Genomic DNA, 21,972 nt, shown 5'->3' with positions numbered 1-21,972 from the left:
CAGCGCATCGCGCCGGACAACATGCTGATCCCGGGCACCGCGTGCGGCGCGCCGTTCAGAGATGCTTTTCGAAGAACAGATCGGGGTAGGGGTCGTCGTTGAAGCGCGGGATCTCGGTCCAGCCCGTCCTGCGATAGAGCTGGCCGGCTTCCGGCAGCGCGCTGTTGGTGTCGAGCCGTAACACCGCGATGCCGAGCTCGCGTGCGGCCTTCTCGGCGGCGTCCATCAGGCGGCGGCCAAGGCCGAGGCCGCGCGCGCCAGGTGCGACCCAGAGCCGCTTGATCTCCGCGAACTCGCCGCCGCTGCCCTTCAGCCCGACGCAGCCGATCGGCAACCCGTCCGACATCGCCACGATGAAGCTGCCGCGTGGGCGCACCATGTCCTTGGCCTCGGGGTCGCGCGACAGCCTGACGTCAAAGCCTTTCTCGAACCGCCGCGCGAGCTCGGCGTAATATTCGCCGAGGCAATAGCGCGCCTCGTCGCTGCGCGGATCCATCTCATCGAGGGCGGTGCCGTCGCGGCCAAGCGCCGAGGCGATCAGGTCCATCGCCGCCAGCAGCGCCTCGCGCTGGCTGTGGTGGGCGAGAAAGTCCTTGGCCTGCCGATTGGAGATCGCTTCATAGGCGCTGAACTCGCGCTTACCCGCCGCCGTCAGCCGTGCGATGCGGCGGCGCGCATCGTCGCCATGCGCCGTGGTCTCGATCAGGCCTTCGTCCTCGAGGCTGCGCAGCAGGCGGCTCATCAGGCCGGAATCGAGCCCGAGATAATCCCTGATCTCGCCGACATCGGCGCGGCCGTGTCCGATCGCGTTCAGCACGCGCGCCGCGCCGAGCGGCCGGCCGCGCCCGAGGAACGAGGTGTCGAGCGCGCCGACGGCGGAGGTCACGGCACGGTTGAAGCGACGGACGCGGGACACGGGGTCGAGCATATATCTGACTTTAGTCAGATATCGTCGCCGCGTCAATCGGCCGGCGATCCAGACCGAATGAAGCCATGCCGCCTAGTGCAGATGCCGCAACTTGTCCGGGTTCCTCACCAGATAGATCGCCACGACCTTGCCGTCCTCGATGTCGAGCGCGGTGGTCGACAGCTCGCCGTCGGTCTCGAGCGTGATGAAGCCGGGCAATCCGTTGATGAAGCCGGTGCGAACCAGGTGCGAGCTGTGGTTGCGGAAATGCGCCGCCAGCGATTCATGCAAGCGCATCACGGCATCGAAGCCGAGGATCGGCTTGTTCGCTGCCGGACGCTTGCCGCCGCCGTCGGCATGCACGCTGACATCGGCCGCCAGCATGGCACCGAGCGCCTTCATGTCGCCGCTGCGCGATGCCGCGAAGAAGGCCTCGGCGAGCGCGATGCCGCGCTGCTTCTCGATCTGGAAGCGCGGGCGCGCCTCGCGGATATGGTTGCGCGCGCGGCCGGCGAGCTGACGGCAGGTCGCCGGCGTTCGCTGGATGGTTGCCGCGACCTCGTCGAAGCCAAGTCCGAACACGTCGTGCAGCAGGAAGGCCGCGCGCTCCAGCGGCGACAGCCGCTCCAGCGCCAGCATCAGCGGCAGGGTGACGTCATCGTCCTGCTCCTCGACGACCGGATCCGGAAGCCACGGGCCGACATAGGTCTCGCGCTGGCGGCGCGCGGATTTGAGCTGATCGAGGCAGAGCCGCGTCACCGTGCGGCGCAGGAACGCCTCCGTCTCGCGCACCTCGCTGCGGTCGGCCTTCATCCAGCGGATGAACGCCTCCTGCACCATGTCCTCGGCATCGGCCACCGAGCCGAGCATGCGATAGGCGACGCGCATCAGCCCGGGACGCAGCGGCGCGAAGTCAGCCGCTGCGTCGTCTCGTGCCGTTTCCGCGGTCACGCTGCGGCCATCCTGGCCTTGATCACGTGCGGATCGACGAAGCCGCCAAAGCCGACCGCGATCCGGTTCCAGCCGTTGATGATGTTGATCAGCAAGGTCACCTTGACCTGCTCCTCCGGCGTGAAATGCGCCTTCAGCGCCTCGTAGGCCGCGACATGGGTGTGCTGCTCGCAGATCCGAGTCAGGGCCTCGGTCCAGCCGAGCGCGGCGCGCTCGCGATCGGTGTAGCAGGGCGCTTCGCGCCAGGCCGACAGCAGGTAGATGCGCTGCTCGGTCTCACCCTCATCGCGGGCGAATGTCGTGTGCAAATTGATGCAATTGGCGCAGCCGTTGATCTCCGAGGCGCGAATCTTCACGAGCTCGGCGAGCTTCGGCTCGAGGCTGGAGGAGATCGCGACCGACGCGTCGAACCAGATCTTCATGATCTTGGGGGCGGCGGCGAGCGGATCAAGTCTGACAGTCATGGTCGGTTTCCCTGGGTTGGTTGACGACATCATGACGAACGAGGAACGGCGAATGTGACATGCCGGCGTGATATTTTCATCTGCCGCGGCGCTATTGGGGCGCGAGATCGCTCGCCGCTTGGCGGAGTTCTTGCAGCAGCTCTGTTTCCCATCGCGAAGGATCCGTCAGGAACCGCGCGAGATTGTCGAAACAATAATACCCGAACTCCGACTTCGATCGCGCGGCGGAGGTCGCGGCTGCGCGCGCCAGCAATCGCGCCGCATACTGCTTCGCCGTCATCAGGCTCGCCGCATGCTCGGCCATCTTCGCCATTCGCCAGAGCGCGGCGTGATCGATGGCATTGCCGAGGTCGCCGAAATAGAATTGCTCCGCGAGCTCCAGGCGAGGACTCGCGTCGCCTGCGTTCTCCAGCATCAACGGAGCGATCTTCTCGAAAAAGAAGTTCTCGTGGTCGGTATCGACCAGCCCGTAGTAGCGCAGCAGGACATCGTTGCTCGTTTTGTCCAGGCGCGCGAGGCACCACGCGGCGTAGCCGAACAGCGCGGTCGGAATCTCGTCTCCGTAAGGATCGTACCAGGCGTTGGCATGCGGTCCGATGTGCGTGCATGCCGCGTCGATCAGCCCGCGGATCGCAGGTGCGGCGCCGGGGCAGTGCTTCGCAACATGCGAGAAGAACTTCTTCTCGTTGAGCCGCTTGCCGTCGCAACGGAACACCGCCTGCAGGTGGTTGTCGTAGGGACGCTCGTTGATATCGGGACCGATCTGCGCCGTGAGCGCATCGATGGCTGCGACACAATCGGGCTCGCTCATCGAGGCGAGATCGACGGTGTAGGTGCTGAACCGCCTGGCGAGCGTCTCGGCCTTCTTGGCGAGCGCGGCATCCTTATCCTCTTCTTGCGGTTCGGGTGGCGCGGGCCTGAAATGATCCTCGGTTACGGGCACCGCCCGGATGCGGTGTACCGGATCGCCTGGCGCGCCGGAGACCGTCACCATCCCCTCCGTGAACCGCATATCGAGGCGACGGTCGGGCAGGGGCGTCGCCTTCGACCAGCCGCGGGCGCGTGCCAGCCAGGGACGGTCGTCCATCCCGAACCGCTCCAGCATGATCTTGGGCGAAACCGTCCCGTCCACACCGACGCAGGCGACGAAGTCATGCCGCTTCAACCAGAAAGCCTGGCTATCGCCTTGCCAGACGATCACGTCGCGCTCGGAGAGTTCGAAGTCGCGGAGATTGCTGCTGACATTGGCGTAGTGGCTATTCGGATCCGGCCACAGATCGGGATGCGATTTCGCGTTGATCTGGTTGGTCGTCAGCGTGGCCTCGCGATCGAGCAACTGCGACACCTTGCGGTAGATCTCGCCTCGCCGAGGCGGCAATCCCTGCTTCCGCCTGTCGAGGTCGAGCTGGGTCGTGTCGGGCAACCCTTCCGCCTGCATCCACATCGGCGCGACGGAGTGCAGCCGCCGCAGCGGAAACGCCTGCCAGATCTCGACGGCAAAGCTGAAATACTCCCGCTGCGCCGTGGTGCCTCTGCCCAGCAACCGGGAGACAAGCGAGCTCTCCTCGGTAATCATCGGGAGCCGGGAATTGTCGGCGCGCAGCCAATAGCGGCCGCACGGGCTCGAGCGGATCAGGAACGACCTCGCCCGCGATCCCTCGCAGCTCGACACCTCGTGATGGCCCGTCTGCGGATCGATGCGCAGCAACAGTGCAACGATTCCGTTGTCGTGCCGGAACGCGGAAACCAGAATCCGGCCAGCCTGGTCCAGAACCGGCGGGCACAGCGAGTTGCCGCTCGGCATGTCCAGAACCGAGCGGACGATCGCCCTGCGCTCGAGGTCGATGACATGCAGGTCAGTCGCGTTCGCGGCGTGATAAAGCAGGAGATAGACTAACCGGCCATCCTTGCTCTGGAGAAATCCGTAACTCAGATAATCGTCGCGCGCGTCCTTTCCGTCGTGGCCGCGCGCCCAGGGCGTTTGCAGCCGATCGACGAGTTGGCGACGCGCGAGATCATAGAAGATGAATCCCGCGTCGGTGTTGAAGAACCAGGCGATGCCATCCAGCAGCAGCCCGGCATTCCGCGCGGGCCGCTGGCCGAGGGCAGGACGCATGATCCAGTCATCCTGGCCGTCGACCTGGATTGCGGAGTACTCGGTGTTGCCGATTCTGCGGATGGAATTCACCATCGGGTAACCCTGCGAAGCCGCCTCGTCGTCCCGGGTTGCTTCTTTATATGCGAGCCGGACAACGTCCGATTAATGCGATCGGGAAATAAGAGGTTGACTGGCCGGCGATCGCCGGCGCGGGACAACTTGCCGCATGCCTCTTGCTGTGCGCCGACGAGCCGGTCAAGCGCGCGCCAGCACCAGCACGTTGCCGGCAAGGATCGCGGCGGCGCCGGCGAGCACCGGCCAGCCCAGCGCAAGGTGCTCGAACAGCGCGGACAGCACGAGCGCGACGAGCGGCACCAGCGCGAGCGTATAGGCCGCGCGGCCGGGACCGAGCCGGCGCACCAGCTCGAAATAGAGCGTGAAGGTGATGCAGGACGCGGCGATCGCGAGATAGAGGAAGCTCGTCACGTAGGAGGGCGAAATGTCGGCTACAAACGGCGTGCCCGTCGCGACGGCCCACAGCGCGCTCGCCGCCGCGCCGACGAACGCGCCCCAGCCGAGCACGGAGGCGACAGGCAGTCCGGCGCGCTGGTTGCGCACGCTGACCGTTGTCCCGGCGCCGGTTGCGATGGCCGCGGTGAGCGCCCAGGCGAATCCCGCAAGCGGTGCGACTCCCTGCGCGGCGGCACCGGGCAGGAAGATGATCGCCAGTCCAAGAATGCCGCACAGCGCGCCCCACACGAATCCGGAAGAGATCGGCACACCGAGCACGGCACGCGCGATCACGGCCGCGAACAGCGACGATGTCGACAGCACGAGTGCCGCAAGCCCGCTCGGCATGCGTGCGGTCGCCTCATAGAAGGCGATGAAGGCAATGGCGAAGAACAGCAGGCCCTGCAACGCGACCGCCGGCCGATCCTTGCGCGGGATCGAGAGCGTCACGCCGCGCATCCGGCCGTAGCCGAGCAGGATGACGCCCGCGAGCACCATGCGCAGCGCGACCGACCACGGCGCGGGCGTCACGCCGGCCTGCATTGCCGTTGCCAGCGCGCCGCCGCCCCAGAGCAGCGCGGTCACTGCGAACAGCAGGGCCGTCATGGCGCGCCGGCGCCATCGCGCAGTGCGCGCCAGCCGTCGGCGTCGATCCGCGCGCTTTCTCCCTCAAGCCGGGTGAGGGCGGAATCGAGCGTGGCGCGTTCGCTCTCCGACAGCCGCGCCAGCAGCCGCGCTTCGATGGCGTTGCCGAGTGCGGCGATCCGGTTGAATGCGGCCCGGCCGCTGCGGGTGATGCTGACGGCGGCGAAGCGCCGGTCGGACTTGCCGGAGCGTCGCACCGCGAAGCCGAGCTCTGTGAGCTGGCCGATGCCGCGGCTGACCGCGAACGGATCGAGCGCGCAGGCGCGACCGATCTCGGAGGCGTTGGCCGCGTCGCGCTCGGCGATGACGGCGAGGATGCGCCAGCCCGCCTGGCTCAATCCGAACGTCTCGCCGTAGAAGCGCTCGAGCGGGCGGGCGACCTGCGCTGTGACCAGGAACAGGCGGTAAGGCAGCCAGGCGCTTAGCTTGAGGCCATCATCGGACGCAGGGGCAGCGCTTTGCTTCATGCCGGCGAGGTTCGCATAGTTAGTTGCAAAGTGCAAGCATATCACAAATATGGTGATGCGGTCTGACCACCTGCGCGAAAAATCCCGACACACTTGTCACTCCCGCTCGCTAGCGCTGCCGAGCCAGATTGCGGCATGGCCAATGACGAACGGTCGCCGGCGCTGGAACCGCGCTCGGGGAGCGGAGTTCGTCCAAATCGGAGATGGAGAGACCATCATGAATAAATCAGCTGAAAACGATCGTGGCGGACTGGCAGCGATGCAGACGCCGCCGGTGGTGTCACGGGAGGCGTGGGAGGCGGCGCGCCTGGAGATGCTGGTGAAGGAAAAGGCCCAGGTGCGGGCACGCGACGCGCTTGCGGCGGAGCGGCGGCGGATGCCCTGGATGGCCGTCGAGAAGCCGTATGTCTTCGAAGGACCGAACGGCAAGGCGAGCCTGCTAGACCTGTTCGAGGGCCGCCGGCAGCTCATCATCTACCGCGCCTTCTTCGAGCCCGGCGTGTTCGGCTGGCCGGACCATGGCTGCCGCGGCTGTTCGCTCGGCGCCGATCAGGTCAGTCATCTCTCCCATCTGAACCAGCGCGACACCACGCTGGCTTACGCCTCGCGCGCGCCGCAGGCGGACATCGCGCGGCTGAAGGCGCGGATGGAGTGGGACATGCCATGGTACACGATCACCGACAGTTTTGACACCGACTTCGGCGTTGCCGAGTGGCACGGCCACAACGTCTTCATCCGCGACGGCGAGCGGATCTTCCGCACCTATTTCGTCAACAGCCGCGGCGACGAGGCGATGGGTACGGTGTGGAGCTATCTCGACATCACGCCGCTCGGCCGCCAGGAACTCTGGGAGGACTCGCCGAAGGGTTATCCGCAGGGCCCGACCTACAAATGGTGGAACTGGCACGACAATTACGAAGCCGAGGCCACGCCGAACGCAAAATGGGCGGCGGTGACCGATGCCGGCGAGGCCGCGTTCCGCAAGATCGCGGAGCAGGAGCGCAAGGCGACGTAAGGGGTAGAACGGGGAGAACGCGCGGCGTGCTTCCGAGGGCTTCGGTTTTGATTGGATCAGAACCGAAGCTCCCGCTTCTTGTCTTGCCTGCTTTCTTGACGCGGACCGGCGTCCGCCTCGCTCGACGCTCTAGCGGCCATTGTCCTTGGCCGAGAGTGCCTTCAGCGCCGACAAGGTCTGCCGCAGCCCGCGATCGAGACGCTTGTCGCGGCGGATCACCACCGCGAGCCGGCGGTAGAGCTTTGGTGACAGCGACCGGACGACCAGGTCGCGCTGCTTGGTCCTGGCGGGGACGGCCATGCCGGGCAGCACCGCACAGCCCAGCCCGGCGCGCACCATCTCCTTGATCGCCTCGACGCTGCCGAGCGACATCAACGGCTTCAAGGACACGCCGCCGCGGGCCAGCCACTCGTCCGCGGTGCGCCTGGTGTTGCCGCCCGGCTCGAACAGCAGCACCGGCCTGGTCGCCAGCACCTCCGGCGTGATCCGCGCCGGCAGTTGCAAGTCGCGGGGCGCGATCAGCACGAACTCGTCGTTCATGACCGGCGTGATCTCGAAGCTGCGTCCCGACACCGGCAGCGTGACGAGCGCGATGTCGATGGTGTTTTCCTCGACCGCCCTTGCGATCTCCGCGGTGTTGCCGGTCGTGACCGTGATCTCCAGCGAGGGCAGCGCGGCGCGCAGCTCCTTCAGGATCGGCGGCAGCAGGAAGATGCAGGCGGTCGCACCGGTGCCGAGCCGCACGCGGCCTGCCGTTCCCGTCGTCTACTGTGCAACGGCGTCGACCGCCGACGCCACCGCCGCATTGATCTGATGCGCATGGGAGAGCAGCGCGACGCCGGCGGCGGTCGGTCTGGCCTTGCGTCCGACCCGCTCGATCAAGGTCGCATTCAGGCTGCGCTCGAGCTGGCGCACCTGCAGACTCACCGCGGGCTGCGTGAGTTGCAACCGCTCGGCCGCCGCCGAGAAGCTGCCGCAGTCGATCACGACTGCGAAGCTTTCGAGATAATCGAGGTTGAGGTTCTTCATCAAAGTATCTCTTATGCCGCGCATAAGCTGTCAAAGCTTCACTTATATAACGCCGGGGCGCATAGTCCGGCAAGCGACGGCTTCGGCAGACCGGGAGCAGGCATTGTCCGCCCTCAAGTCCATTGGCGGTGTCATCGTCGAGCTGGGGCGCTATCTTGCGGTCTCGCCGCATTCGCGCATCCGCCGCCGGCAGGCTGCGCGAGCTCGATGATCGCCTGCTGGCGGATGTCGGACTGTCGCGCAGCGATGTCGAGATGAGCCCGTGGTGCCCGCAGCGTGCACCAACGCGCCGTCGAAGCACAGGCATGATGCCGCTAGACGAGGCAAGGATGAGAGACAACGAAGACACCGTGATCCGCGACGCCACAGAGGTCGACATGGCGGAGGTGCAGCGCATCTACGCGCACCACGTGCTCAACGGGCTGGCGACCTTCGAGGAAGTGCCGCCGACACTCGACGAGATGCTCGGGCGCCGTGCCGCCGTGCTGGCCGCGGGGCTGCCGTATCTCGTGGCCGATATCGACGGACGGGTGGCCGGCTACTCCTACGCGACAGCGTACCGGCCGCGGCCGGCCTATCGCAACACCATTGAAGACTCGGTCTACGTGTCGGAAGCCCTGCGTGGCCGCCACGTCGGCGCGGCGCTACTGCGGGCGCTGATCGAACGATCGGAGGAGGGACCCTGGCGGCAAATGATCGCCGTGATCGGCAACAGCGGCAACGCCGGATCGATCGCGCTGCACCGTCGCATGGGCTTCGAGATGGTCGGAACGTTGAGGTCGGTGGGCTTCAAGCTCGGGCAATGGGTCGACACCGTGCTGATGCAGCGGCCGCTGGGGCCCGGCGCTTCCACGCTTCCGTCAGACAGGGAAACGGCCCGGTGATCGCACGCCGGGTCGTGATTGCCCTCGGGCTGGCTCAACTGATCTCGTGGGGCGCGACCTACTATCTGATCGGCGGGTTCGGCGAGCAGATCGCCGCGGATCTCGGCTGGAGCCGCGACATCGTCTACGGCGGATTTGCCGCGGCGCTCTTGGTGATGGGCGTGACGTCGCCCCTTGCGGGCAGGTGGGTGGACAAAAGCGGCGGCCGGCAGGTCATGGTCGCGGGGGCGGTGATCAACGCGCTCGGCTGCGCGGGTCTCGCGCTCTCGGACCAGATCGGCAGCTATTTCGCATCCTGGATCGTTCTTGGCCTCGGCATGCGGCTGACGCTGTACGATGCGGCCTTCGCGGCGCTGGCCCGGATCGGCGGGCCGGAAGCGCGCCGTGCGATGTCCGGGATCACCTTGCTTGGTGGCTTGGCCGCCACCGTGTTCTGGCCGCTCGGCCATACGCTATCGGACCATTTCGGCTGGCGCAGCGCGGTGCTGGCCTATGCCGGCATTGCGCTATTGACGATCCCGCTGCATCTGCTGATTCCGAACCAGCGATTTGCCGGCGTGCCGGGCGCTGCTGCGGTGGCATCGAGGCAACCGCGCGCGGTGGGGCGGCGGCAGCTTGCAGCGGCGAGCGGGCTCTATGCCGTAATCATGACCGGCGCGAACTTCCTGAACGCGGGCATGTCCGCGCACATGATCGCGGTGCTCACCGGCCTCGGGCTCACCGTCACCGTTGCGGTCTGGATCGCAACGCTGCGGGGGATCGGGCAATCCGCCGCGCGTCTCTGCGAAGTCCTGTTCGGCGTCCGGCTCGATCCGCTCGCGCTCAACCTGATGGCCTGCCTGATCATGCCGCTCTCCTTCATCGCCGGCCTGTTCAGCGGATCAGCGCGGGAGATGGGGATCGCGTTTGCGCTGCTCTACGGCGCCTGCAACGGCATTCTGACCATCACCAGGGGAACGCTGCCGCTCATCCTGTTCGATCATCGCAGCTATGGCACGCTGGTCGGCCGGCTCATTGTCCCGAGCTTCATCCTGCCGGCGGCGGCGCCGCTGATCTATGCAATCGTGATCGACCGGTTCGGCGATGCGAGCGCGCTCTATCTCTCCACCGGTCTCGCCCTGGTGACGCTGCTTGCCGCCATCCTGCTCAAGCTGCTGTTTCCGCCGCCGCTCGCGGCCGCGAAGCAATAGCCGCGTCGGCGGTGTCGATCTCAACCCGCCGCCGGCTCGCGCGGCAGCCACAGCGACAGCCAGCCGCCGAGCGCCAGCAGCGCGACATTGCAGCCGAGCGCGATCGTGAAGGCGTGCGCGTAGTCATCGGCCAGCGGATGCGGCCCGAGCAGGCTGTAGAAGACGCCGCCGATAATCGCGACGCCGAGTGCCGCGCCGATCTGGAAGGTCGAGATCATCATGCCCGACGCCAGCCCGGCATGGCGCGGATCGATGCTGCCGATCACGGCCTTGATCACCGAGGGCATCACGGTGCCGAAGCCGAGCCCGCCGCAGATCAGGCCGAATTCGAGGCTTTGCGGAAGCGCGCCGCCGACCGACAGCATCACGACACCGAAGCCGACAACCTGGAGCGCAAAGCCCAGCGTCAGCGTGCGGGCACCGAGCCATTGCATCACCAGCGATGATACCAGCGAGCTGACGAAGAAGCCGGCGGCAAAGGGCAGGGTGGCAAGGCCGGCTTCCAGCGGAGATTGGTGCAGGCCATTTTGCAGGTAGACCGCGAAGGTCAAATAGAACGACGACAGCATGTAGAAGGCGAGCGCCATCACCAGCCCGATCACGAAATCGCTGTTGCGCAGCAGATGCGGCGCGACCAGCGGATCGCCGCCACGGGCTTCGAGCCGCGCCTCGAAGCGGACGAAGGCGGCGAGCATCAGCGGAGATGCCAGCAGCATCGCGACGATCCAGATAGGCCAGCCGGATTCCCGGCCCTCGATCAGCGGATAGACCAGAAGGCCGAGCGTGAGCGACAGCAGGATGACGCCGCCGACGTCGAGCCGCTGCGCGTGCGCGGCGCGCGAGTCGGCGAGGTACAGCAGGCCGCCGACGAAGGCGGCGAGGCCGATCGGCACGTTGATCAGGAAGATCGCCTGCCAGGCCAGTCCGAACGGTTGCGCCGAGACGAGGACGCCGCCCAGCAGCTGGCCGCAGATATTGGCAAGGCCGAAGGTCGCGCCATAGAAGCCGAGCGCGCGGCCCTGTTCGGCCGCCGGAAACAGCACGCGGATCGAGGCGAGCACCTGCGGCGCCATCACGGTGGCGGTGAGGCCCTGCAAGATCCGTCCGGCGACCAGCATGGCCGGTGACCACGCGATGCCGCACAGCACGGATGCGATCGTGAAGCCGGCGACGCCGATCAAAAACATCTGCCGCCGCCCCAGGAGATCGCCGAGCCGGCCGCCGGTGATCAGGAACACGGCGTAGGTCGCGGCATAGGCCGAGATCACGAACTGCACGTCGCTCGAGCTGGCGCCGAGATTGTCGCGAATGGCTGGCAGTGCGAGGTTGACGACATTGAAATCGAGGATCGGCAGGAAGGCGCCGGTGAGCAGCACCGGCAGCGCCAGCCATCGCCGCGGGTCGATCGTCGCCGGCCGCGCGCCGTGCAATTGCAACGTCTCGGTGGTCTCGCTCGTCACCTGCCAGCTCCTCTCGGCAATCGACGGCGCCCTCACGAGGGGTGTCCGTCGGTTGAACGTCCGGGATGATGGCCTGTCCGTTTGTGATAAGATATTATCCAGCACTGCGAAGTGAGTTTGCAAAAATGCACAGCGTCATCGACTGGAACGACCTTCGGCTTGTCCTCGCGGTCGCGCGGGAAGGCAGCCTCTCGGGGGCGGCGCGCCGACTCGGCGTCACGCATTCCACCGTGTTTCGCCGCCTCGGCACGATCGAGGATGCGAGCGGAACGCGCATGTTCGAGCGCTTCCGCGACGGCTACGCGCCGACACCGGCCGGCGAGATCGCGGCGGTGTCGGCAGCCCGGCTCGAGGACGAAGTGCTTGCGCTCGAGCGCAAGCTGGCGGGGCAGGACCTCAGGCCGTCGGGGCCGGTGCGGATCACGACGACGGACACGCTCGGCGCGGTGCTGATGCGGCATCTGCCGGCGATGCGCGCCGCGCATCCGGAGATCCAGCCGGAAATCATCATCTCGAATGCGATGGCGAACCTGACGCGCCGCGAGGCCGAGATCGCGATCCGGCCGACGCCGGCGCCATCCGAACTGCTGGTCGGACGGCGCATTGCCGATATTGCCCATGCGGTCTACGGATCGCGCGCCTATCTCGCCCGCCGCGCCGACGGGGATTTGTCGGTGCACGACTGGATCGGGCTCGACGATGCGCTGGCGGGGACCGTCATCGCCGGCTGGATGCGCGAGAACCTGCGTTCGGCGCGGACCGTCTGCCGGGTCGATGCGCTTCCGGCGCTGCGCGATGCCGCGGCGGCGGGACTGGGGCTTGCCCTGCTGCCCTGCTATGTCGGCGACCTCGTGCCCACGCTGCGCCGCCTGACGCCGAAAGCACTGGCGGAGCCGCGCTCGGCGCTGTGGCTATTGACCCATGACGATCTCAAGCGCACCGCGCGCATCCGCGCGACGCTCGATTTTCTCGCCAGGGCGCTCGCCTCGGAGCGTGCGCTGTTCGAGGGAAAGCGCGCCGGAAGCGCGCGCCGCTAGTGTCCCGAATCCGAAGTTCGCATCATTTGCCGCACCTTCGGAGCGAACTTCGGATTCGATAAGGACACTAGCAAACTTATGATTCTAGTGTGCTTTGTGAATGCGAAGTTCGTGAAAGTGGCTGCCGCGAAATCGCACGAAGTTCGCATTCAGCACAATAGCCGGCCGGCGCACAGATCGTTCAGGAGCCGACAACTTCCGTGACGGTATGGATTTCCTCTGCCGCGCGATTGGCAGGCATCCGATGATGCTCGCGAAAGGCACCAACGATCGTCTTCAGCACCGCGCGTGATTTTGCATCTGACAGCGCCGACAGCAGCGTGATCTCGGACGGCGGCAGGGCAGGCAGGCCGAGCCGCCCGCTGACCTCGATCGTCCCGGCCGGGGCGAGCCGGCGGGAGAACACCGACGTAGCGAGGCCTGCGGCGACCGCATCGGCGACAGCAAAGGACCCACAGCCCAGGAAGCTTTCCGTCCACGGGATGTTCGCGGCCGCCAGCGCGCGCGTCGCGATGTTGAGCACGCCGCAGGACGGCGAGGAAGCGGCGAGCCGCAGCGGCTCGCCGGCGCGATGGACGAAGTCCGGCGTGGCGAACCAGCCATAGTGATCCGTCACCAGCATCTCGCCGTCGCGGCGGTCGTCCTCGCGGCGGATGATGGCGGCATCGATCTCGCCGCGATCGAAGGCGTCGAGCAGGTCGCGGGAATCCTCGAGCCGGACTTCGATGGTAAGCGCCGGGTCGTGCGCGTGCAGTCGCGCCAGCAAGGTCGGGACCTCCGCGCCTCCGACATGGGTGGCAATGCCGAGCGAGAAGCGACGCGGGCGCACGGGCGACAACGCCGCGACGGCGCGATCATGCGCGGCGAGCAATTCCTGCGCGGGGGCGAGGAAAGCTGCGCCCTGCGCCGACAGGCGCACCAGGCGCGGTGTCCGTTCGATCAGCCTGTGGCCGAGCTGGCTTTCCAGCCGCTTCAACTTGACGCTGATCGCGCCCTGCGTGGTGCCGAGTGTTTCGGCGGCGCGCGTAAAGCTCTTGAGATCGGCGATGGTCACGAATGTCTTCACGGCGTCGACGTCGAGCGTGGTCATGTCAGTCATCCGGATTTGTTGTCTCTGAAATATCTAGTCATCCAATTCACCAATGCTCAAGGCGTGACTAGCTTTGCGCTGTGAAGCGCCGTGGCCACCCGATTCCTGCCGCTGCTGCGTCAATACATCGTGAGTCGATCGATCGACGCTGCTGCCAGCACCCTGGCAACAGCGTGCGGTATGCCGTTGGCTTGCCACAACAAAAGGCCTGATCATGTCTACTGAACTGAGCCGCCGCGGCGCTGTCGTGCTGTCTGCCGTATGCCTTGCCTGCCTGATGTTCGGATTGGAGATTTCCAGCATCCCCGCGATCCTGCCGACGCTGGAGCGAGTGCTGCATGCCGACTTCAAGGCGCTGCAATGGATCATGAACGCCTACACGATCGCGGTCACCACGGTGCTGATGGCGATCGGGACGGTCGCGGACCGCTATGGACGCAAGCGCATCTTCCTGGTCGCGATCGCGGCGTTCGGCATCACCTCGCTGATCTGCGGCATTGCCTCGAGCGTCGAAATGCTGATCTTCGCCCGGTTCCTGCAGGGCCTCAGCGGCGGCGCGCTCTTGATCTGCCAGATCGCCGTGCTCTCGCACGAATTCCAGGGCGGCCGGGTGCGCGCCGTCGCCTGGGGCTGGTGGGGCGTCATCTTCGGCATCGGCCTCGGCTTCGGCCCGATCATCGGCGGCGCCGTTGTCGCGGTGCTGAGCTGGGAGTGGGTGTTCCTCGTCCACGTGCTGTTCGCGGCCGCGGCGTTCGTGCTCACGATCGGCGGTGTGCATGAATCGAGGGACCCAAAGGCCAGCAGCCTCGACGTCGCCGGTATCGTGACGATGTCGGTCGCGGTGTTCTGCCTCGCCTTCTACATCACGCAGGGGCCGGATCTCGGCTTCGTCAGCTTGAAGGGGCTTGCGATCCTCGGCGTCTCCGCGGCGAGCTTCGCCGCGTTCCTGGTTGCCGAGAGAATCAGCCGGCGGCCGATGTTCGACTTCTCTGTCTTTCGGATCCCGGCTTTCTCCGGTTCGATCGTCGGCTCGGCGGCGATGAACCTCAGCTACTGGCCCTTCATGATCTATCTGCCGATCTGGTTTCATGCAGGCCTCGGCTATGACAGCGTGTCCGCGGGACTTGCCTTGCTTGCCTACACGCTGCCGACGCTGGTGATGCCACCGTTCGCCGAACGACTGTCGCTGCGCTATCAGCCCGGACTGATCATTCCGGTGGGGCTGTTCACGATCGGCGCCGGATTCATGCTGATGAAATTCGCCAGCGCCGCCGCGCAGCCGGACTGGCTGACGATGCTGCCCGGCTGCCTGCTCGCCGGAATTGGCCTCGGCATCACCAACACGCCGGTCACCAACACGACGACCGGCTCGGTCTCGAGCGACCGCGCCGGCATGGCCTCGGGCATCGACATGAGCGCGCGGATGGTTTCGCTTTCGGTCAACATCGCGCTGATGGGCTTCATCCTGGCAAGCGGCGTGTTGGCGTATCTGAAGGCGGTGCTACCGGCGCTGGACGGCGCGCAACTTCGCGCGATCGGCGAGCGGATCGCGGCCGGCGACGTCGCAGCCGCGCCGGAGCTGACCGGCCCGGTCGTGCATCAGGCACTCGCGAGCGGCTTCGGCTGGGTGATGCTCTATGGCGGCATCGGGGTGTGGATCATGGCCGCGCTCAGCTTCCTGATCTTCAATGCGCGGCCGGTGCGGCAGGCCGAGGCTCACGGCACGAAGTGAACACGATGTCGCCGTGCCTGCCCAGGCGCCGGGGCGGGCAGACGGTACCGGTCACTTCACGAGGGTCAGCAGCGGCTTGTCCTTCTCGACGATGTAAGTCGCAAGCTCGCTGGCGGTGACGTCGCCGACATTCCTCGCCGCATGGACCGTGCCGGCGGGAATGAACAGCACGTCGCCGGCCTTCAGGCTCGCCGGCGGCCTGCCGTCGACGTCGTATTCGAGGGGGCCGGCGAGCACGTAGATGATTTCTTCGCCCGGATGCGTGTGGCGGCCGAAGGCCTTGCCCGGCGCGATGTCGACCCGCACCTGCACGGCTTCACGTCCGCCGACGCTGAGGTCGTGGCGCTGCAGGTCGGTTCGCGTGAAACCGGCCGGTTGCTGCGCGTGTGCGCTCGGTATGGTCAGGAGGCTCGCGGTGAACAAGGCCGTCCTTGCGAGCAGGCGCGTTGCCTTCATCAGCTTGCTGGTCATCTTGAACTCCAGTCTTCTGGACTTGCCCGACCGCGAGCCGGCAAGCGGCCGGCCCGCGTCGGAGATCGTCTATGTGCTCGTTTCAGACGAGGGTGGTCGTGACATCGATGTTGCCGTGGACCGCCTTGGAGTAGGGACAGATGCCGTGCGCGGCTTCGATCAGCTCCTGCGCGACCTCGCGCTCGACGCCGGGGAAGTGGACGTTGAGGCGGGCGCTCAGGAAGAAGGCGCTGCCGGCCTGGTTCAGATCGATCTCGGCGTCGACCTCGGGCTCGCTCGCGAGCTTGACCTTGCGCTGACCGGCGGCGAGCTGGATCGCGCCGATGTAGCAGGCCGACCAGGCGGCCGCGAACAGGTTTTCCGCGGCGGGGTGCGGCTGCGGCAGCTTGACGTCGAGGAAGCCGTCGCGCGAGCGGGCGGCGCCGTTCGGGCCGGCGGTGACGTGGGTCTTTCCAGTGACGAGAACCTTTGCATTGGCGGTCATGGCGAGCTCCTTTGGGATGAATATAGATCGTGTCCGATCTAATCGTGTGCGCGTCGAAATAGGCTTCAGGCTTGATCGTGTCAAGCACTTCCGATTTAATCGGATACGATTTATATGGATCGCGACATCACAAACTCCGGAGCCGCCCGTGACCCGCACCTCCAAGGCCGAGACCAAGGGCCGAAAACTCTCGAATTTTCTGTGCTTTGCGGTCTATTCGGCCAATCTGGCCTTCGGCCGCGCCTACAAGCCGATCCTGGATGCGGTCGGCCTGACCTACACCCAATACATCGCCATGGTGGCGCTGTCGGAGGCGGACGAGCAGACCGTCAGCGCGCTCGGCGAAAAGCTGTTTCTGGAATCCAACACGCTGACGCCGATCCTCAAGAAGCTGGAGCAGAGCGGCTATATCAGCCGCGTCAGAGATCCCGCCGATGAGCGGCAGGTTCGCGTGAGCCTGACGGCGGCGGGCCGGCGCCTGCTCGACAAGGACATCAATGTGTCCCTGGTCGAAGCCACCGGGCTCGGAGACGAATTTCCCGTCGTGCAGAAGACCGTCGCGAGGCTGCGCGACAATCTGCTGCGCAACACACGCGCCGATCCGAGGAAGGGATGATCCTGCGGGCCAAACCCGATCCTGAATTTGCTCTAGCCAACGAGCTCAGGAACTGCGGGTCGCGACGCGCTCGTCCCACTTCGATCCGATCCAGGGTGCACGGGCCCCGGCAATTTGATGCGAACAAGAAGGCCGTGCCGCGTGTTGTCGTGCAGCGACAGCTGGCCGCCATGCCCGCACACCATGGCCTGCGCGATCGAAAGGCCAAGTCCGAAGCCGCTTGTCTCGTCCATGGTGCGGGCCTCGTCTCCGCGGACGAACGGCTTCAGCATTTCGGCCCGGCGGTGCTCTGGAATCCCCGGACCGTCGTCCGAGACATCGATGGTGGCCTGATCGGCTGACGCGGTCAGCCGGATATCGACTTCGCTACCGAACCTCAGGGCGTTCTCCACCAGGTTGGTCACGGTGCGGCTGATCTCGCTCGGGCGGATCAGGAGCGAAGCCCTGTTCGGGCCCTGGTAGCGCACGACGTGACCGCAATCGGAGAATTGCTCGCAGATCGTCTGCAGCAGCGCAGCGACGTTCACAAGCGTCGGCTTCGCCGCGCTGCCGCCGCTCAGGAATGACAGCACGGATTCCAGCATCGCCTGCATCTGATCGAGGTCGTGCAGGGTCTCCGCGCGCTGGGCATCGTTTTCGATATATTCGGACCTGAGCCGCAACCGGGTGATCGGCGTGCGCAGGTCGTGACTGATGGCGGCGAGCATGCGCGTGCGGTCATTCATCAACGTGGTGATGCGTTCGCGCATGCGATTGAGCGCGACTGCTGCGGCGCGGATTTCCTCCGGGCCGGTCTCCGGCAGCGGCGCGGCCGCCTGGCTGATGCTGAAATTCTCGGCGGCGCGGGCGAACGCGGACAGCGGCGCGCTGAGCGCGCGGCCGGCCCACACGCCGAGCAGCGTGACGCTGACGAACAGGAACAGGAATGTGCTGACCCAGAATCCGCCGAAGAAGGGCGGCATTTTCGTCGGGCCGATCGTCGCTTCGAACAGGGCTCCGTCCGGCAACCGAGCCGCCGCCGGCGCGGTCTTCGAGGAAAACTCGTCGATGTCGTCGACGCCGGGCGGCTCTGACGAAGCACCGTCAGACGAGCCCGGACCTGCGTCGCGCAATGTGAGGTGCAGGCGAGGAAAGGCTCGATCGGCCGCGCGCAACAGCGTTGCGCGATCGGCCGCAGGGGCCTCGGCCAGAAGCTTGGCAACCAGCTGGAACTGATGGATCGGCCTGTCCGCGAACGATCTCGGCTTCTGGCTGACGAAATAAAGCCCGATCAGCGCATGGATGAGCACCAGCGACAGCAGGATCAGCGCGGCGATCTGGCCACTGATCCGGTGGAAGCTGAAAAGCGCGGCAATCCTGCGGGTCCAGCTCATGCGTCCTCCACATGCGGTGTGAAGATGTAGCCGCCGGTGCGTACCGTCCGGATCACCGACGATCCTTCGCTCGTATCGAGCTTGCGGCGAAGCCGGCTGACCAAGACGTCGATGCTGCGCCCGAATGGACTGGCCGGCCGGCTGCGCGTCATGGTCAAGAGGCCATCGCGCGTGAGGATCCGGCCGGGTCGCTCGCAGAACGCCTGCAGCAGGTCGAACTCCGCGCTGGTCAACGGGACCTGGGCGCCGTCGGGATCGCGCAGTTCGCGCAGGCGAAGATCGATGGTCCAGTCCTGGAAGCGCAGGCGCGCGGCGCTTTGGCCCGAGCGCCCGGCAAGGCCGGCCTGGGCCTGGCGGCGCAGCACCGCGTTGATCCGCGCCAGCAGCTCACGCGGATTGAACGGTTTGGCGAGATAATCATCCGCGCCCATCTCGAGCCCGAGGATCCGGTCGAGGTCCTCGCCTTTCGCCGTGAGCATGATGATCGGGATCGTCGAGTCGCCGCGCAGGCGGCGACACAGGGTCAATCCATCCTCTCCGGGCAGCATCAGATCGAGGATGACGAGATCGAGCGAATGCCCGGCGAGGTAACGATCCATTTCCCTGCCATTCGAGGCCGTGGCCACCAGGCAGGATTGGTCGCGCAGGTAGCGGGCAATCAGGTCTCTGGTCGGCAGATCGTCTTCGACGATCAGGATCTTCGGAGTGTTTGCAAGCATGATCCGCGACTGGGTCCTCATCATAACGTCATTGGCGCGCGTTCCAGCGCGCTCAGCCACCAATTGACCAGCATAGGCGTCGCTTGTGGGCGGCATTGCGCCTTTTCGTAAGCATAGTGTTTCTGAACTGTAAGCGTCGCTCGCAGCCCGAAACAATTCGCGATGCTGGCTGCGTCGCATCGCGCTCACAGTCCCAAACCACTGGAAATAATTCCGCAACCCTGCAGCCACACCGCAGCCATCACCATCCCGTCACAACGGGCTTGTTGTTCGCGAGGTGTGGAATGAAGACGTGGCGGGGCTTTGTCGCGGCGATCGTGCTGTCGGGCTTTTCGATCCCGGGGACGCCGGTGATATGGCCATTGTTGGCTCCGGTGGCGGCCCAATCGCTTGATGCGATCACGGTCGAAGGCAACCGGAGGGTAGAGGCGGAGACCATCCGCTCCTATTTCAGGCCGGGGCCCGGCGGCCATCTCGATCAAGCTGCCATCGACGACGCCCTCAAGGAGCTGGTCGGGACCGGGTTGTTCCAGGACGTCATGATCAATCAGGCGGGCGGCAGGATCGTCGTTTCCGTGATCGAGAATCCAGTGATCGACCGCGTCGCGTTCGAGGGCAACAAAAAGATCAAGGACGAGCAGCTCTCGGCCGAAATGCAGTCCAAGCCGCGGGGCACCCTGTCGCGGCCGATGGTGCAGTCCGATGCACTGCGGATCGCCGAGATCTATCGGCGCTCAGGCCGCTACGACGTGCACGTCACGCCGGAAATCATCGAGCGCTCGAACAATCGCGTCGATCTCGTCTTCACCGTCGACGAGGGAGCGAAGACCGGCATCAAGACCATCGAGTTCATGGGCAACAACAGTTTTTCGGCGGCGCGCCTGAAGGACGTGATCAAGACCCATGAGACGAACTTCCTGAGCTTTCTCGGCAATGCCGACATCTATGACCCGGATCGGGTCGAGGCCGACCGTGACCTGATCCGCCGTTTCTATCTGAAGCACGGTTACGCGGACGTCCAGGTCGTGGCTGCACTCGCCGAGTATGATCCGGAGCGCAAGGGTTTTCAGGTGACGTTCAAGATCGATGAGGGGCAGCAGTACCGCGTTGCGACGGTCGGTTTCCGCTCGAATATTGCGGGCTTCGATCCGACGACGCTGCGTTCATTGTCGCGCGTCAGCGAAGGCTCGCTCTACAATGTCGAGGCGGTCGAGAAATCGGCCGAGGACATGCAGATCGAAGCGTCGCGCCGCGGCTACGCCTTCGCGGTGGTCCGTCCGGACGGTGACCGGAATTTCGAGGCCCACACGGTGGGGATCGTGTTTCGCGTGGAGGAGGGGCCGCGCACCTATATCGAGCGGATCGACATTCGCGGCAACGGCCGCACCCGAGACTACGTGATCCGGCGTGAGTTCGATCTCTCCGAGGGCGATGCGTATAGCCGCGCGCTGGTCGATCGCGCCGAACGGCGGCTGAAGAATCTCGACTACTTCAAGACCGTCAAGATCACCACCGAGCCCGGCTTGACGAGCGATCGCGTGGTGTTGGTTGTCGATCTGGAGGAAAAGTCGACCGGCGATTTCTCCGTGTCGGGCGGTTATTCCACGACGGACGGCGCGCTCGCCGAGGTCAGCATCTCGGAGCGAAATCTGCTCGGCCGCGGCCTGTTTGCCAAGGCAACGGTCAGCTACGGCCAGTACTCGCGCGGCCTGTCGCTGTCCTTTGTCGAACCGTATTTGCTCGACTATCGCGTCGCGCTCGGGCTCGATGCGTATTACAAGGAGCAATTGCCGACGGACTACACGACCTATGGCGTGAAGACGATCGGGTTCTCGCCGCGGCTCGGCCTGGCCTTGCGCGAAGACCTGACCCTCCAGTTGCGATACTCGCTCTATCAGCAGGAAATCTCGCTCGATAGCGCCTACGCGAACTGCAACAACAATCCGTCCAACCCGTTGCTCGCGTTCAATCCGACGCCTGCCTACATCCAGAGTGTGCTCGGCGGCGTCGATCCCACCAACTCGGTCTCGTCGGGGCTGTATGGATATGGCTGCTACGGCGACGGCGAATCCACCTTGCCGGTGCGCAAGGAGCTGGCCGCAGGGGCGACCTGGACCTCCCAGATCGGCTACACCCTGAGCTACAACACCGTCGACAACAACAAGAACCCGACCGATGGCCTGCTGATCGACTTCAAGCAGGACTTTGCCGGCGTCGGCGGCGACGTGACGTATCTGAAGAGCGCGGTCGACGCGAAATACTATACGCCGCTGGTGTCCGACCTGGTCGGACTGATCCACCTGCAGGGCGGCCTGCTCACCAAGGTCGGCGACAACGATCTGCGCATGCTGGATCATTTCCAGATGGGGCCGAATCTGGTGCGCGGCTTTGCCACCAACGGCATCGGCCCGCGCGACATCACCTATGCGAGCCTTGGCGCGGTCGGGGATGCGCTCGGCGGCACCAAATACTGGGGTGCGTCGATGGAGCTGCAGATGCCGTTCTGGTTCCTGCCCTCTGAGGTTGGGCTGAAGGGGGCTGTCTATGCGGACGCCGGCTCGCTCTGGGGTTATCAAGGCCCGACGTCGTGGGCCGCGACCGGCGAGGTGAATACGGCTGCTTGCAAATGCGGCCTCCAATACGACGACGGGAACGTGGTGCGAACCTCGGTCGGTGTCGGCCTGATCTGGGCCTCGCCGTTTGGCCCGCTGCGCTTCGATTACGCCGTGCCGCTCACGAAGGGTAAATACGACATCGTGCAGGAGTTCCGGTTCGGAGGCGGGGCGTCGTTCTGAGCCGACGGTTGCTCCGCTTGCCGGACCGCGCCGCG

At 65.8% G+C, this 21,972-nt stretch carries 20 protein-coding genes and 2 pseudogenes; 8 read left to right on the top strand and 14 right to left on the bottom strand.

The genetic code is table 11. The annotated features are described in order from the left end of the window. Nucleotides 1-55: 55 nt before the first annotated feature. The 6 genes from J2R76_RS09935 to J2R76_RS09910 form a co-directional block, all read right to left on the bottom strand. The gene (locus tag J2R76_RS09935; RefSeq protein WP_076831785.1) at nucleotides 56-928 is read right to left on the bottom strand and encodes a helix-turn-helix domain-containing GNAT family N-acetyltransferase; all 873 of its coding nucleotides are present in this window, start codon (nucleotides 926-928) and stop codon (nucleotides 56-58) included. Between the two features lie 72 nt (nucleotides 929-1,000). Continuing rightward, complete coding sequence (locus J2R76_RS09930) at nucleotides 1,001-1,795, bottom strand: sigma-70 family RNA polymerase sigma factor (protein ID WP_143271150.1); 795 nt, start codon at nucleotides 1,793-1,795, stop codon at nucleotides 1,001-1,003. A 59-nt stretch (nucleotides 1,796-1,854) separates the two neighbouring features. After that, entirely contained in the window at nucleotides 1,855-2,322 is a 468-nt protein-coding gene (locus J2R76_RS09925) for a carboxymuconolactone decarboxylase family protein (RefSeq protein ID WP_057019801.1), read from the bottom strand. A gap of 91 nt (nucleotides 2,323-2,413) precedes the next feature. After that, entirely contained in the window at nucleotides 2,414-4,513 is a 2,100-nt protein-coding gene (locus J2R76_RS09920) for a YncE family protein (RefSeq protein WP_076831791.1), read from the bottom strand. Between the two features lie 162 nt (nucleotides 4,514-4,675). Continuing rightward, complete coding sequence (locus tag J2R76_RS09915; protein WP_076831794.1) at nucleotides 4,676-5,536, bottom strand: DMT family transporter; 861 nt, start codon at nucleotides 5,534-5,536, stop codon at nucleotides 4,676-4,678. Continuing rightward, nucleotides 5,533-6,078, bottom strand: coding sequence for a MarR family winged helix-turn-helix transcriptional regulator (locus J2R76_RS09910; RefSeq protein WP_244558934.1), 546 nt, complete (start codon nucleotides 6,076-6,078; stop codon nucleotides 5,533-5,535). The genes J2R76_RS09915 and J2R76_RS09910 overlap by 4 nt, the downstream gene beginning before the upstream one ends. A gap of 181 nt (nucleotides 6,079-6,259) precedes the next feature. Here J2R76_RS09910 and J2R76_RS09905 point away from each other — a divergent pair, with 181 nt between their 5' ends. Further along, the gene (locus J2R76_RS09905; protein ID WP_076831799.1) at nucleotides 6,260-7,057 is read left to right on the top strand and encodes a DUF899 domain-containing protein; all 798 of its coding nucleotides are present in this window, start codon (nucleotides 6,260-6,262) and stop codon (nucleotides 7,055-7,057) included. Between the two features lie 129 nt (nucleotides 7,058-7,186). On the opposite strand, the pseudogene J2R76_RS09900 reads toward J2R76_RS09905, so the two are convergent. Continuing rightward, nucleotides 7,187-7,804 (bottom strand): annotated as a pseudogene (locus tag J2R76_RS09900) (LysR family transcriptional regulator substrate-binding protein); the annotation flags it as partial. An 18-nt stretch (nucleotides 7,805-7,822) separates the two neighbouring features. Beyond that, nucleotides 7,823-8,086, bottom strand: a complete 264-nt coding sequence (locus J2R76_RS40790; RefSeq protein WP_307720403.1) for a LysR family transcriptional regulator — start codon at nucleotides 8,084-8,086, stop codon at nucleotides 7,823-7,825. 128 nt (nucleotides 8,087-8,214) lie between these two features. Between J2R76_RS40790 and J2R76_RS09895 the strand changes: the two are divergent. The 3 genes and pseudogenes from J2R76_RS09895 to J2R76_RS09885 form a co-directional block, all read left to right on the top strand. Beyond that, a pseudogene (locus J2R76_RS09895) lies at nucleotides 8,215-8,295 on the top strand (hypothetical protein); the annotation flags it as partial. 120 nt (nucleotides 8,296-8,415) lie between these two features. Then, nucleotides 8,416-8,970: a GNAT family N-acetyltransferase gene (locus J2R76_RS09890; protein ID WP_244558940.1), complete on the top strand. Its 555-nt coding sequence runs from the start codon at nucleotides 8,416-8,418 to the stop codon at nucleotides 8,968-8,970. After that, complete coding sequence (locus tag J2R76_RS09885) at nucleotides 8,967-10,160, top strand: MFS transporter (protein WP_076831802.1); 1,194 nt, start codon at nucleotides 8,967-8,969, stop codon at nucleotides 10,158-10,160. Before J2R76_RS09890 ends, J2R76_RS09885 begins: the two co-directional genes overlap by 4 nt. A gap of 20 nt (nucleotides 10,161-10,180) precedes the next feature. On the opposite strand, the gene J2R76_RS09880 is transcribed toward J2R76_RS09885, so the two are convergent. Beyond that, nucleotides 10,181-11,620, bottom strand: coding sequence for an MFS transporter (locus tag J2R76_RS09880; RefSeq protein WP_083715156.1), 1,440 nt, complete (start codon nucleotides 11,618-11,620; stop codon nucleotides 10,181-10,183). Between the two features lie 125 nt (nucleotides 11,621-11,745). Here J2R76_RS09880 and J2R76_RS09875 point away from each other — a divergent pair, with 125 nt between their 5' ends. After that, nucleotides 11,746-12,657, top strand: a complete 912-nt coding sequence (locus J2R76_RS09875; protein ID WP_076831805.1) for a LysR family transcriptional regulator — start codon at nucleotides 11,746-11,748, stop codon at nucleotides 12,655-12,657. Between the two features lie 181 nt (nucleotides 12,658-12,838). On the opposite strand, the gene J2R76_RS09870 is transcribed toward J2R76_RS09875, so the two are convergent. Next, the gene (locus J2R76_RS09870; protein ID WP_375166487.1) at nucleotides 12,839-13,747 is read right to left on the bottom strand and encodes a LysR family transcriptional regulator; all 909 of its coding nucleotides are present in this window, start codon (nucleotides 13,745-13,747) and stop codon (nucleotides 12,839-12,841) included. Between the two features lie 214 nt (nucleotides 13,748-13,961). Here J2R76_RS09870 and J2R76_RS09865 point away from each other — a divergent pair, with 214 nt between their 5' ends. Further along, on the top strand, nucleotides 13,962-15,479 hold the full coding sequence (locus J2R76_RS09865; RefSeq protein ID WP_253623935.1) for an MFS transporter: 1,518 nt from the start codon (nucleotides 13,962-13,964) through the stop codon (nucleotides 15,477-15,479). 51 nt (nucleotides 15,480-15,530) lie between these two features. Here the strand turns inward: J2R76_RS09865 and J2R76_RS09860 are convergent, their stop codons facing one another. Beyond that, entirely contained in the window at nucleotides 15,531-15,935 is a 405-nt protein-coding gene (locus J2R76_RS09860) for a cupin domain-containing protein (RefSeq protein WP_076832193.1), read from the bottom strand. Nucleotides 15,936-16,032: 97 nt separating this feature from the next. Then, nucleotides 16,033-16,434: an Ohr family peroxiredoxin gene (locus J2R76_RS09855; protein WP_076831813.1), complete on the bottom strand. Its 402-nt coding sequence runs from the start codon at nucleotides 16,432-16,434 to the stop codon at nucleotides 16,033-16,035. 118 nt (nucleotides 16,435-16,552) lie between these two features. On the opposite strand from J2R76_RS09855, the gene J2R76_RS09850 reads away from it, so the two are divergent. Then, nucleotides 16,553-17,050 carry a MarR family winged helix-turn-helix transcriptional regulator gene (locus J2R76_RS09850; protein ID WP_371852172.1) on the top strand — a complete coding sequence of 166 codons (498 nt, stop codon included), beginning with the start codon at nucleotides 16,553-16,555 and terminating at the stop codon, nucleotides 17,048-17,050. Between the two features lie 32 nt (nucleotides 17,051-17,082). Here the strand turns inward: J2R76_RS09850 and J2R76_RS09845 are convergent, their stop codons facing one another. Together J2R76_RS09845 and J2R76_RS09840 are read right to left on the bottom strand one after the other, a co-directional pair. Next, nucleotides 17,083-18,423, bottom strand: a complete 1,341-nt coding sequence (locus J2R76_RS09845; protein ID WP_076831815.1) for an ATP-binding protein — start codon at nucleotides 18,421-18,423, stop codon at nucleotides 17,083-17,085. After that, on the bottom strand, nucleotides 18,420-19,142 hold the full coding sequence (locus tag J2R76_RS09840; protein WP_057020047.1) for a response regulator: 723 nt from the start codon (nucleotides 19,140-19,142) through the stop codon (nucleotides 18,420-18,422). Before J2R76_RS09840 ends, J2R76_RS09845 begins: the two co-directional genes overlap by 4 nt. A 284-nt stretch (nucleotides 19,143-19,426) precedes the next feature. On the opposite strand from J2R76_RS09840, the gene bamA reads away from it, so the two are divergent. Further along, a complete protein-coding gene (gene bamA / locus J2R76_RS09835) occupies nucleotides 19,427-21,937 on the top strand; it encodes an outer membrane protein assembly factor BamA (protein ID WP_076831818.1) in 2,511 nt (836 codons plus the stop codon). Nucleotides 21,938-21,972: the final 35 nt, after the last annotated feature.

Origin of the sequence: Bradyrhizobium sp. USDA 4532, from assembly GCF_024171315.1 — a bacterium.
GTDB lineage: Bacteria > Pseudomonadota > Alphaproteobacteria > Rhizobiales > Xanthobacteraceae > Bradyrhizobium > Bradyrhizobium australafricanum.
Note: the sequence above shows the minus strand (reverse complement) of the source record. Positions and strands in the feature narration are given on the sequence as shown.

Coding starts and splice junctions, on each gene's coding strand:
- J2R76_RS09905 (WP_076831799.1), top strand. CDS start 6,260: ATGAATAAATCAGCTGAAAACGATCGTGGCGGACTGGCAGCGATGCAG.
- J2R76_RS09930 (WP_143271150.1), bottom strand. CDS start 1,795: ATGCGCGTCGCCTATCGCATGCTCGGCTCGGTGGCCGATGCCGAGGAC.
- bamA (WP_076831818.1), top strand. CDS start 19,427: ATGAAGACGTGGCGGGGCTTTGTCGCGGCGATCGTGCTGTCGGGCTTT.
- J2R76_RS09935 (WP_076831785.1), bottom strand. CDS start 928: ATGCTCGACCCCGTGTCCCGCGTCCGTCGCTTCAACCGTGCCGTGACC.
- J2R76_RS09875 (WP_076831805.1), top strand. CDS start 11,746: ATGCACAGCGTCATCGACTGGAACGACCTTCGGCTTGTCCTCGCGGTC.
- J2R76_RS09920 (WP_076831791.1), bottom strand. CDS start 4,513: ATGGTGAATTCCATCCGCAGAATCGGCAACACCGAGTACTCCGCAATC.
- J2R76_RS09915 (WP_076831794.1), bottom strand. CDS start 5,536: ATGACGGCCCTGCTGTTCGCAGTGACCGCGCTGCTCTGGGGCGGCGGC.
- J2R76_RS09840 (WP_057020047.1), bottom strand. CDS start 19,142: ATGCTTGCAAACACTCCGAAGATCCTGATCGTCGAAGACGATCTGCCG.
- J2R76_RS09865 (WP_253623935.1), top strand. CDS start 13,962: ATGTCTACTGAACTGAGCCGCCGCGGCGCTGTCGTGCTGTCTGCCGTA.
- J2R76_RS09870 (WP_375166487.1), bottom strand. CDS start 13,747: ATGACCACGCTCGACGTCGACGCCGTGAAGACATTCGTGACCATCGCC.
- J2R76_RS09855 (WP_076831813.1), bottom strand. CDS start 16,434: ATGACCGCCAATGCAAAGGTTCTCGTCACTGGAAAGACCCACGTCACC.
- J2R76_RS09890 (WP_244558940.1), top strand. CDS start 8,416: ATGAGAGACAACGAAGACACCGTGATCCGCGACGCCACAGAGGTCGAC.
- J2R76_RS09845 (WP_076831815.1), bottom strand. CDS start 18,423: ATGAGCTGGACCCGCAGGATTGCCGCGCTTTTCAGCTTCCACCGGATC.
- J2R76_RS09925 (WP_057019801.1), bottom strand. CDS start 2,322: ATGACTGTCAGACTTGATCCGCTCGCCGCCGCCCCCAAGATCATGAAG.
- J2R76_RS09860 (WP_076832193.1), bottom strand. CDS start 15,935: ATGAAGGCAACGCGCCTGCTCGCAAGGACGGCCTTGTTCACCGCGAGC.
- J2R76_RS40790 (WP_307720403.1), bottom strand. CDS start 8,086: ATGAAGAACCTCAACCTCGATTATCTCGAAAGCTTCGCAGTCGTGATC.